11 protein-coding genes are annotated in these 10794 nt (G+C 68.5%); 5 read left to right on the top strand and 6 right to left on the bottom strand.

Annotation, left to right across the window (positions count from 1 at the left end):
* Window positions 1-127: 127 nt before the first annotated feature.
* Window positions 128-631 (bottom strand): DUF4268 domain-containing protein, encoded by a 504-nt coding sequence (locus DKT69_RS18990; protein WP_109802865.1) that lies wholly within the window; start codon window positions 629-631, stop codon window positions 128-130.
* Window positions 632-694: 63 nt separating this feature from the next.
* Between DKT69_RS18990 and DKT69_RS18985 the strand changes: the two genes are divergently transcribed.
* On the top strand, window positions 695-1474 hold the full coding sequence (locus DKT69_RS18985; protein WP_109802864.1) for a transposase family protein: 780 nt from the start codon (window positions 695-697) through the stop codon (window positions 1472-1474).
* Between the two features lie 35 nt (window positions 1475-1509).
* Here the strand turns inward: DKT69_RS18985 and DKT69_RS39050 are convergent, their stop codons facing one another.
* Window positions 1510-1992, bottom strand: coding sequence for a hypothetical protein (locus DKT69_RS39050; RefSeq protein ID WP_201749735.1), 483 nt, complete (start codon window positions 1990-1992; stop codon window positions 1510-1512).
* Between the two features lie 230 nt (window positions 1993-2222).
* On the opposite strand from DKT69_RS39050, the gene DKT69_RS18980 reads away from it, so the two are divergent.
* Together DKT69_RS18980 and DKT69_RS37820 are read left to right on the top strand one after the other, a co-directional pair.
* The gene (locus DKT69_RS18980) at window positions 2223-3599 is read left to right on the top strand and encodes an HNH endonuclease (RefSeq protein ID WP_109802863.1); all 1377 of its coding nucleotides are present in this window, start codon (window positions 2223-2225) and stop codon (window positions 3597-3599) included.
* Window positions 3599-4249, top strand: a complete 651-nt coding sequence (locus tag DKT69_RS37820) for an 8-oxoguanine DNA glycosylase OGG fold protein (protein ID WP_368666261.1) — start codon at window positions 3599-3601, stop codon at window positions 4247-4249. Before DKT69_RS18980 ends, DKT69_RS37820 begins: the two co-directional genes overlap by 1 nt.
* 242 nt (window positions 4250-4491) lie before the next feature.
* On the opposite strand, the gene DKT69_RS18970 is transcribed toward DKT69_RS37820, so the two are convergent.
* Together DKT69_RS18970 and DKT69_RS18965 are read right to left on the bottom strand one after the other, a co-directional pair.
* The gene (locus DKT69_RS18970) at window positions 4492-5295 is read right to left on the bottom strand and encodes an inositol monophosphatase family protein (protein WP_109802873.1); all 804 of its coding nucleotides are present in this window, start codon (window positions 5293-5295) and stop codon (window positions 4492-4494) included.
* Entirely contained in the window at window positions 5292-6311 is a 1020-nt protein-coding gene (locus tag DKT69_RS18965) for a DUF5919 domain-containing protein (protein ID WP_146231132.1), read from the bottom strand. Before DKT69_RS18965 ends, DKT69_RS18970 begins: the two co-directional genes overlap by 4 nt.
* Window positions 6312-6769: 458 nt before the next feature.
* On the opposite strand from DKT69_RS18965, the gene DKT69_RS18955 reads away from it, so the two are divergent.
* Together DKT69_RS18955 and DKT69_RS18950 are read left to right on the top strand one after the other, a co-directional pair.
* Entirely contained in the window at window positions 6770-7927 is a 1158-nt protein-coding gene (locus DKT69_RS18955) for an FAD-binding oxidoreductase (RefSeq protein WP_109802860.1), read from the top strand.
* The gene (locus DKT69_RS18950; RefSeq protein WP_109802859.1) at window positions 7918-8178 is read left to right on the top strand and encodes a hypothetical protein; all 261 of its coding nucleotides are present in this window, start codon (window positions 7918-7920) and stop codon (window positions 8176-8178) included. The genes DKT69_RS18955 and DKT69_RS18950 overlap by 10 nt, the downstream gene beginning before the upstream one ends.
* 125 nt (window positions 8179-8303) lie before the next feature.
* Here the strand turns inward: DKT69_RS18950 and DKT69_RS18945 are convergent, their stop codons facing one another.
* Complete coding sequence (locus tag DKT69_RS18945) at window positions 8304-9242, bottom strand: replication-relaxation family protein (protein ID WP_109802858.1); 939 nt, start codon at window positions 9240-9242, stop codon at window positions 8304-8306.
* A gap of 452 nt (window positions 9243-9694) precedes the next feature.
* Window positions 9695-10561 carry a DUF2637 domain-containing protein gene (locus DKT69_RS18935; RefSeq protein ID WP_236648031.1) on the bottom strand — a complete coding sequence of 289 codons (867 nt, stop codon included), beginning with the start codon at window positions 10559-10561 and terminating at the stop codon, window positions 9695-9697.
* Between the last annotated feature and the right edge of the window lie 233 nt (window positions 10562-10794).

The following is a 10794-nucleotide window of genomic DNA, read 5'->3' as shown; positions in this document are numbered from 1 at the left end:
CTCCGCGACATCATCCGCGGCACGTTCCGCCTCACCGGCTGGGCCAACACCGCCAGCGCCCGCCGCGCCCACACCACCCCCGCAGCCGCCCTCACCCTCCACCGCATCCCATGATCAAAACGGACAATCACGGAACACTCCGGGGCCCTGGGCTGCCAACCTGGGCTATCGCCGTGCGGAGCCGGGTCTGCGCGTCGATGAACCACTCCACGTAATCGGCCCACTGGTCGCTGTTCGCGATGTCGCCGTTGCGGTACTCGGCGATGCGGCAGCCCTTCTTGCCTGTCAGCGGTTCGTAGGACAGGGCATCCCCGAAGATGGGTTCCAGTTTCGCGCGGGCGGCGTTGAAGCGTGCCTCATTGACCGCCGGGTCAGGATGCTGGAAGAAGATCTCGCTTGAGAGCCCCGATCTACCAAAGGTGCACGCGTAAGACACCGCACCTATGCCGGCGGGCAGCGACTGCCAGTTCTGTGGTAGGCCCTTACTCGACGTCGTCCACCCGAGCTTGCGGTCATGGACGGCCTCCAGGAACTTCGTCCAGAACGCCTGGTAGGCCATAGCGCGGTCGCTCGCCGCAGCGTCACCCTTAGCAATCGCCTTGACCTTCTTGCCCCAGTCGTTCGGCTGCACTACTAAGGGACGTCTCGTAACCCCGGAGTCTGTCTGTTAAGGACGATCATCGAGGATGCCTGGGTGCAGGTGATCTCCGCAGCGCGCGCCGAGTGGATCTTCCCGTTCACGGGGTTGCAACCCGCCCAGTTCCGCAAGCTGGTCCGCCTGGTCGCCGAGCGAGGCGGGGACACGATCGCTGACGGTCGGCCGGGCCGGCAGTGGGCCCTTGACCTGCCGGACCGCGTGCTGTTGGTGGCCGTGTACTGGCGCACCAACCTGACCATGCGCCAGATCGGCCCGCTGTTCGGGGTGTCGCACTCAGCCGCGCACCGGGTCATCGACTCCCTCGGCCCGCTGCTGGCCCTCGCCCCCGTGCGTCGGCGTCCGGTCGACCAGATCGCCATCGTCGACGGCAGCCTGATCCCCACCCGGGACCACCGCCTTGCCGCGCGGAGCAAGAACTACCGCTACTCGACCAATCTGCAGGTCGCAATCGACGCCAGCACACGTCTCGTCATCGCCGTCGGCGACCCCCAGCCGGGAAACCGCAACGACACCATCGTCTACCGCACCTCAGGCATCGACCAGAAGCTCGCGGGCCGGCCTGTGATGGCCGACGGCGCCTACCGCGGCAACCCGGAAGTGATCATCCCGTACCGCAAACCCTCCGACGGCAGCGAACTACCGGCCTGGAAGCAAGAGCTCAACACCCAGCACCGCACCGTCCGCGCCGGGGCCGAACACGCTCTGGCCAGGATGAAGTGCTGGAACATCCTGCGGGACTACCGCCGAGCCGCCCACACCTTGATCGATACCGCTTCCGGCATCGCCCATCTCCACAACATCGTCCTCGCCGGGTGAGCGCCAACCCCGTGACGGGCAACGCCTTCACCGAGTTACGAGACGTCCCTTAGCCTCATGAGAGGCGCCGCGATGGACTTACCGATCCGTACAGCTCTGATCTCGATCCCGAAGAACCGAGTGTTCTCGTCCGGGCGGGCGTTCAGCCAGTCCAGGGCGGCCCGGTGCTCCTCCCGGAACTCGGTCGCGATCCACACCACGTTGACCGGGTCTGTCCCACCGGCGTAGGTCAGCAGCTGACCCAAGTGGCCGTGATCCGTCCTCGCCAACTGGTTCTCGATGATCACCGTCTCGTTTGTCGCCTCATCGACGCCGATCAAATCCAGCGAGAAGCCGCCCACGGGGTGTTCCGCCGCCGACAGCGCAAGGTCCATGTCCAGCACCTCGCCGAGAACGTCGGCGTTCGCCAGCAGCCACGGCGTGAAGGTATGCGCTTCGTGCTTCCAGACTTCACGTACGTCAACGGCTTCGAGCTTGCCAAGCGTGGGCAGACTGGCAGTGACATCAACTGAGGTCATACAGCCGACCGTAGCGGCCCGAGCTTGGGTGTGATGTCCCCGAGACGGTCGAGGAGCAGTCTTGCGGGCGATCAGCATGCTCTGAGTGGTGCTGACCGGTCAGGCGTTTGGGCCCTTTCCGCTCCCGCGGGTTCCACGGGCCGCTCTTCCCTGCGAGATTCATTAGGATCGCGCTTCATCCGCCGCCTGCGGCCTGAGCCCCTCCAACATCCTCTCGGAAGGAGTCGGTGATGCGTGCCGATGTTGACAGCCAAAGCAGGCTCGATCGTCTAATGACCAGCCCGTACCACGAGGCGGTGGTGGGTGCGAACCGGTCGTACCTGAACGTCGCCGTCCCCGACGCCGCCGAGTTGGAACGAGAGCACTGGGCTCTCTCCTGCCTGCCGAATACGAGGACCATCACCCGCAGGCTCTCGGCGGTCAGCATGAAGACGATGGAGACCTTCGTCCTGTACGAGCCCATTGAGCCGCTCGGCGACGGCGTAGCCGGAGGGTTTGTGATCGTCCGCCGGTCGATCCTCGACAGGCGCTGGCCCACGGCGCAGGCTTTTGCGAGGCGGTTCCCGGGGCTGACGGTCGAGGCGTCCGACTATGTCGACGCGGGCCCCGACCAGGTGAGGGTCTCGGGCCGGCACGATGAGCTGATGGCGGCGTTCGAGGACGAGGGCTTCGCCGAGGCGGTCCGTGATCTGGTCAGGCCACTGCTCATGTCTCGAACCATTCACAGCCGCGGCCACAGCTACCCACTCGCTAATCAGGTGTTGGAGCGATCCGCCCGCCCGGCAGAATGGATCTACCCGGTCAATGAGCAAAGCCATGCCTGGGATGACGACCTGGGTGTCCTGGAGTTCTTCCAGACACTGCCCTACGGCGACATGGACAACTGGCATCTGGCCTCCTGCTTTCACCAGATCAAAGCCGGTGACCGGATCTGGGTCTACGCCACGAGGCCTCTGAGCCGTCTCATCGGCGCCGGCGTCGCCTGGTCCGACCCATACGAGGAAATTGATGGCGACGCGAGGCGATGGCGGCTGGAGATCCGGTGGGACCGCCCACTCACGCGGTTCCTGGCCCGGAACGTCATCGCGGGGGCGGATGTCCTGACGTCGTCGGTTCAGACCGTTCGAGTGATGCGAGCCTCGGAGTGTCTCAGCCTGCGGAAGGCGCTGGACGATCACCAGGCGCCCGAGCCGCAGAACCTTCCAGAGGGGCGGCGACGCCGGCTGGCGGAGGTCACGGCCCGGCAGGGCCAGGCTGACTTCCGCCGCAGGCTCATCGAGGCGTATGGCGGATGCTGCGCAATCAGCGGCTGCGACGTCGAGGCGGTACTCCAGGCAGCCCACATCGATCCGTACAACGGACCCGCGACGAACCGGGTCACCAATGGCTTGCTGCTCCGGGCCGACCTGCACAACCTCTTCGACCGAGGGCTGATCTGGATCGACGGCTCGTATCGAGTACGGGTCGCCGAAGGCCTGGACCACTACTCCGAGTTGGACGGGCGACGCCTCCAACTGCCGCCTCCACAGCATCGACCTGACAAGGAGGCGCTGCTGCGCCACCGGCGCGATGTGGCAGGCGATCTCTCGGCCCGTTGGAGAGCGTGATGGCGGCCTCTGTGGGGCCAGCTCTGCCCGGGGAACCTGGCCCGATCCGCGTCAACATGGCCAAGTGGCGCCGAGCTCTACCGGATGATGCCTGGCCGGAAGGATTCCCGGAGAGCGGAGTCGTTTGGCGGCGGGATGTCTTCGCAGTGGCGGAATCGTGGCGATCAGAGGTCGCTACCCCGCGGCAGCTTCTGGCCGCCGCGCTCATGTGGGGCTACGGACTGAATGGCTACGGACCCTGGCGTGCCGTCAAAGCTCTAAACGGTGACCAGCACGGTGAACGACTGACCCGCGCTCTCGATGGATTGCGTGCAGACCACCCTACGTTGGAGGACTCCCGCGCGGCGTTCCGGAGCTTCCGAGATGCGAAGGTCTCGCGTTTGCCGTGGCTCGGTCCGGCCTTCTTCACCAAGGTCGTCTACTTCGCTGGCTATCGGCGGGACGGGCACGAGATCCAGCCGTTGATCCTCGACCGAGTTGTTGCGGGCCGCCTCCCGGTTGAAGCTGGCGTTCGGCGCCGATGGGGTGGCTGGCGGTCGGACGAATGGATCGCCTACCTGCAGTGGGCTGCTGAACGGGCGGCCGCCGCGAAAGTTGAGCCGGACGCGGTGGAGATGGCGCTATTCAGGGGCGACAGCCTTTCCAGCTGAGGCAACCACCTGAACCTGATTGCTTGGCCGGTCAGCGCGCGGCCGAATTTGTTCGTCCTGACCGTGCACGGGCGCCAGTTCGATGTCGTCGCGTGCGCCGGCCAGCGCATCGGTGAACGTGGCGAACAGCGTCCCCTATGCCGGCAGGTTGCCGTAGTTTAGGCCGACGCTGGGCACCCATTGGTTGGTCAGCGGTAGGAGGGCCTTCTGGGTGCCCAACCGGTCGTGCTGCAGTGGCAGGATCATTGATTGCCCGCCGCGGAGGCGGCCTTGTGATAAGTCGCGAGGACAGCCTCCGCGAGCAAAGGTGCGACCGCGAGAGTGACGGCCGAGTCGCGGTCATGAATCGCACCGTGCTGGTCGATGACGACAGCTCCTGCTTCCCGCGCGATGACCACTCCTGCCGCCATGTCCCAGGCATGGTTCGACAGGGTCAGCGCTGCGTCCAGCCTGCCCTCGGCAAGCCATGCCAGGTCGAGTGCGGCGCTGCCGGTCATACGTACCCGCTGTACCTCAGCGGCGAGTTGAGCTGTCAGGGCGAGCCGCAACCGATTCTTCGCCTCGGCGTCCGGGCCTACCGCGTAGTCGCCAACGGCGACGATGGCGTCGCTCAGGCGGCTCGTGCTACTTGCCCTGATCCTTTGGCCGTTCGCGTAGGCGCCGCCGGCCTTGGCGGCGGTGAATCGAGAGCCGAGGAAGGGCAGCTCGATGAGGCCGAGGACAGCCTCGCTTCCGTGTACGAGAGCGAGCGAGACGGCGCACAGAGGCAGACCGTGTACGAAGTTGGCTGTGCCGTCGATTGGATCAAGGACCCACTGCATTTCAGCCTTGCCGACCGGTCCCTCTTCTTCGCCGAGGAACCCGATCTCAGGCGTTTCCGTGATCAGAAACCCCCTGAGCTCGCGTTCGATCGCGTAGTCCAGTTCCGAGGCGACATCGCGGTCACCCTTCACGGTGAGAGCGCCTGGTGGCCGCCGTCGCATCGTCTCGGACGCGCGCCTCGCGGCTTCCTCCGCGACGGGCAGCAGGTCACGGTATTCGCTCACAGCACCCGCCACCGCTGCCACTGCGACTCGAAGACCTGCTCAAACACCGGATACAGCCCGGTTCCCGCCTCGTCCCGGCCGATGACGAAGGCGGGGGAGTCGATGCCGCGGCTCTCGGCCAGGTAGGGCTGCGCCACACACAGATCGTCGACCAAGACGATGTTGAAGCGAAGAATCTCGTCGTAGGTCGCAAGGCTCATGTCGTCCCGCAGTTCGGCAGGCAGCCGGTCGCGCACTCGTAGCAACGTCTCCATGTTGAGCTTCGTCAGCGCCGAGAGTTGACCGGCCGGGAACCCTTCCTCCACCTCCCGGGCCTGGATCGCCGAGCCGGCCGGATCGAGAAACAGACATCGGACTCGAGCCCCGTTCGCGAGTAGCGACTGCCAGCGGCGGTCTGCGTAGCCCTGGCACAGCATGTTTAGCGACAGGCCGACCGCCCGGATGTCCTGGGCGCCGTCGAGCAGCTGATCCGGCGGTAGATGCGCCGAGAGCTGCGACCGGCTTGGGTAGACGGCTGTCAGACCGGCAAGCGCATCGGCCGGCCGCGGCGCGGCTCGCTGCTCCAGCATGTTGAGCGCCAGCAGGACATCGCCTGGCGGGGTCTCGCTTCCCTCCCAGCGCAGTACCGCCTCTCCGTTCGGACACCAGCCGAGGGCAGCAGCCAGCAGTTCGGCGAATTCGTCGGCGCTCAGGGCGGCAGCGGCACGGGCGGCGGCCACCCGCTGACGCGCAAGCGTGCCGAGATCTGGCTGGGCGGCACCAGCGACGGGGCGTGGCTCGTTTGCGTGGAGCACGGCCCTGAACCGGTCGCGGACGTCCTCACCCGCCTTGCTTAGTGCCGTATCGAGCGCAGCCTGCATTTCAGGTCGCGGGCACACCGCCTCCTGCCCGGCTTCCCATTTCGACACTGTCCGTTCAGCAACGCCGAGGTGCGCCGAGAAGTCTCGGATGCTCATCCGTAGGGCCTGGCGCAGGGCTCGCGTTTCCAGGCCGGTCCACCGGTGCACGGTCGTCATCGTGCCGCCTCAGGTCACGTTGAGATCAGTTCTCGGGCAGCCTAGCTCCATCGCGTGCAGCACAGTTACCGCTGAGGTGCAGCGCGTAGTCATGTTGTGAGTTCGAGTGGCTGACCAGGGTGAACGCATGGCCCGGGGCGGGTGCTGGGCTCCGGCCGCGTCGTTCCCCCGTACGGCGGCGGCCGTCCCCGCCCGCCCCGGCGCCACTCCACGCATCCCACCACCGGAGGCGCCCACCGATGTCCGCCATACTCGCCGACTTTCCTGTGCTCACCCCGATCACGGACGAGGACCTGGCCCTCGCCGCCCACGCGGCCCGCGTCCACGCCCCGGAGCGTTGGGCCGCAGGGCCTGCTGTGCCGCAGCGAACGCGTCCCGTATCCGTGCCGCTTGGCCCGCTGGGCCCACGCCACGATCCACGCTGCCGGCCTCACAGAGGAGCAGCTCGGGGAGCAGGCGTGACGGAACAGGGGACACCCGAGGCGGTCGCCCGCTGGCTCAGTCTGGTCGCGGCGGACGCGGAGCTGTCCCCGTACCTGATCGGGGTGGATCGGGATCGGCTGACGGAGCAGGTGGAGAAAGCGTTGGCCACCGGCACCGACCTGCCGTACCTGGGCTGGTCGGAGGCCGAGCACCGCCGTGCGGAGAGCTACCTGCGGCGGCGCTCGTTCTGGGAGGAGGTCGAGGACCGCTGCCCGGGCCTGCTGCCCGAGCGGGACGCCCCGCTGATCGAGGCCGCCCTGCGCCGGCTCACTGACGGGCCGGACCGCCCCGAGAAGCTGGCGCTGCTGAGCGTCCTGGGCCGCGCGTACCGCCGCTTCGGCCTGCGACCAGAGCACCAGACGGTCATCGACGATGCGCTACGGACCACCGTGCCTTGGCAAAGAATCGAGTTGGCAGCCACAAGAGCAAGGGAAGGCCCGGCCTGGTGGCCGGTGGAGGTGCTCGACCACGACCTGGCCTGCGACGGGGTCGCCGTCATCACGGTACGGCCGTGGCGGCGGCTGCCCTACCGGCCCGGCCAGGCGGTGCCGGTCTGCACACCGCGCCGACCCGGCCGGTGGCGCTGGCTGTGCCCGGCGAACGCGCCACGCCCGGACGGCACCGTCGAGCTGCACGTCCGCGCGGTCCGCGGCGGCGCCGTCTCCACCAGCCTGGTCCATCAGGTACGCCCCGGAGAGCTGCTCCACCTCGGCCCGCCGACGGACACCGGGCTGAGCCTGCACGACGGGGACCTGCTGCTGATCGCCGGCGGCACCGGGCTGGCGCCGCTGCGCGCGATCGTCGAGCAGGTCGCCGCCGCACCGGACGGCCGGCGCGTGACGCTGATCGTGGGAAGTCGTGACGTGGCGGGCCTGTACGACGCGATCACTCTCGACAAGCTTCAGCAGGCCCACGACTGGCTGACCGTCGTGCCAGCCTTCTCTCACGACCCGCTGTCCGAGCCGGGGGAGCGGGGTGACGCGTTGACCGTCGCCCTCGCCCACCATCGTTCCGGCCAGCAGGTGTACGTGTGCGGGCCGCCGGTGATGCTGGCCGGGTCGCGGTTGCGGCTGCTCGCCGCCGGGGTGCCGGGCGAGCGGATCCACTTGCCGGATCGGATTCCGTGGCGGTGACCGTCTACCGCAGCCGGCACGCCCTGCGCGGCCCGCTCACCCCGGATCGGATCGCCGCGCTGCCATTGCCGTTGACCCGACGAGGGCGGCGCGGCTACCGGGTCGACGAAGTCGATGCCCTGCTGCACCGCCTTGCCTTCGAGCTGCAGCGGCGTACTCGCGAGCGGGACGACGTGCGGGCGGAGAACCAGCGGATCAAGGGTGCGCTACGGGCGTGGCAGGCGGAGCAGCGGACGTACCAAGCTCCGTGATCTCACGGCTGGCTCGCCGCTTGGTCGCAGGTGCCCGCCCGGCTTCCGGTCCTACCGCACCCGCCGCTGCGGAATAGACGGTGTGAGCAGCCCGGTCAACCGGGCTGCTCACACCGTCAAGGCCATCAGGATGCTCGCCCGTGCGGGCCGGGCGCGGTGCGGGTGGGGAACTCCTGGTCGTGGCGGGTGTCGATGTAGGGCAGGTCGATGAGGCGGCGACGGCCGGCGCCGAGATTGATTAGGTGCCACACCTGCTCGGCGGTGCTCGCGCCGGTGGCGGCCCGTAGGTCAGCGGTGGTGGTGGCGATGAACGCTCGTGGCGTGGTGCCGGTGAGGCGCTGGTGCAGGTTCGCCTCACGTCGCGCCGACGGTAGGTGGAACAGAACCGGCCATGCCCAGGTGCTCATCGCGTACAAGCGTTCGTACTTGGCGATCTTCTCGGTGAGGATGTCGAGGCGTTCACGGCCGGTGTCGTATTCGAGGAAGAACGGCACCGAACGATCCTGCTCGGTCCACACCCCGGCACCGTCCGGGCGGGGGAAGCCGCTCGGACCGTGGACCATGATCTGCGGGTCCCCGCCTTTGCGGTAGAACACGCCCGGGTCGTGGAAAGCGGACGCGGGCTGCCAGCGGTCCAGACGGCTGTTGGGGTGGGTGCGGGCGTGGGCGGCCAGGTCGATGAAGACCTGGTTGCCGCCAAGCAGATGGGGCAGGTCCGGACGTGACGTGAGGGATTGTTTGCGGCGCCGTGCCTGGTCCCGGCGTGGCGGGCCGAGTCCGCGCTGGGCGCGGACGTGTTCGTAGCCGAGCTGGTCCAGTAGGTAGTGGTACGGGTAGGAGCCACCGTCAGGTTTGTTGGGTCGGAACCGGTCCACCGCGCGAAGGACGGTGAGGCGGCGTAGCCGGCGTTGAGCGAAATCGAGGGACGGGAACAGGGCGGCGGCGATCTGGTCGGTGGTCAGCAGTCCGTGGTCGTAGAGCCAGCCGAGGAGGCGGTCGTCGCGGGCGGTGATGCTGGCCTGCAGGCGCAGCAGCGGATCCGGTGCCGGTAGCGGTTTACGCATGGGCGGCCCCTGGGGGGACACCCCACACATGAGGGTGTGTCTGGAACCGATCGGGCTCGGTGAGAGCGGGCCTGACCTGGGCTGCGAGCGAGAACGGGGGGTCGGTTTGGGGGTCAGTATCAAGGCGGACGGTGAAACGGGGATCGACACCGACACCGGCATGGCCGGTCACACCGCTGTAATCGTAGTGTGAGCGGGCGTGTGATGCGGGTCGGTGACAGCGCTGGTGGCGCTGGTGGGGGTCGTTGAGCTGGGTCAGCATGCGCGTTGCTCCTTTGAAGATCAGGGTCCGGCCGAAGGGGTAGTAGGTGCACTGGCTGCTGCGCCGCGGCGGGCGGGACGGTGTTCGCTCTGACAGGTCGGGTCAGGCTCTGTCAGGAGGCGGGCTTCCTGACAGGCGCTGGTCTGACCGGGGCGGCTTGGTCTGTCAGAAGTAGCCGGTTGTGGTTCTGTCACGCGGCCTCCGGACGTGACAGGTGCGGCGGGGCCGGGGCCGGTGGGGTGGCCTCGGCGCGGAGGACGCGCACGAGTGCTGAGGCGGTGGCGTTGGACAGGTGGTGCCCGTCCGCCCGTAGTTGTCGGGCCAGTTCCTTGCGGGACAGCCGTGTCCCGTGGGCGGCGAGCTCGTGGGCGGCGGTCCGGGCGGCCGGGACCAGCGCGGTGATCTCCGGGTCCCGGTCCCGGACCGGCGGGCCGCCGCGGCGGCGGTCCGGGACCGCCGGACCCTGGTCCGCCGTAGCCGGGACCGCGGTGGTGACGTCCCGGACCGTGGCAGCCCTCGTGGGGACCGGCAGCGCCGGTCCGGGGACCGGCTCGCGGCTGTCCGGGACCGCAGCGTCCACGACCGTCGGTGGTCCTGGCTGGCCCGGTATGGGTCGGGCGGTGTGGTCGGGTGGGGCGGGGTCGGCGCGGCCGAGGGCGATCTTCACCATCGTCAGGAAGCCGAGCGCCGGCAGCGCGGCGGCGACCCAGCCGATCACCGACGCTTCGGCCTCCACGACCTGGGCCGCGAGGGACAGGAACACCGCCACGGTCAGCGCGGTCGCCGGGAAGGTGACGCTCTTGCCCCAGCGCCGGTTGCGGCGCAGTTCCAGGCCGGCGGCGATGGAGGTCAGTTCCAGGACGACAGCGTCGGCCCAGGCGAGCCAGCCCGGCTGGCCGTGCGCCGCAGCGACGTCATGAACGTGGCGGAACGAGGCTGCGCCGGCCGCGCCGCCGATCAACAGCATGATCAGCACCTGAATCCGGTTCTCCAGCCGCTCCCGCCCCGACCGCACCTCGTCGGGCCGGTCAGGCGGCCACTGCTCAAGTGGTGCCAACGGCCCACCACCTGCCGACACGTCGCCCAGGCAGAGCCTGGAATGGCGCCGCCCTGAGGCGGCGAACCGACATGGCCGCCGTCGGCCTGTTTGTATTGATGAGGGCTGAGATCATGTTCGTGCTCCAGCTTCGTTTTGTAGGGATTCAATAGCGACGGGGGATGCCGTCCAGGTCGCGTCTACCCGCACAGCGCTGGTGCCCGGGCGGGCGCGACCCCTGCCGGGGATGGCCG

This window comes from Micromonospora sicca (assembly GCF_003172935.1).
Taxonomy (GTDB): Bacteria; Actinomycetota; Actinomycetes; order Mycobacteriales; family Micromonosporaceae; genus Micromonospora; species Micromonospora sicca.
This window is presented reverse-complemented; position numbering and strand designations above follow the sequence as displayed.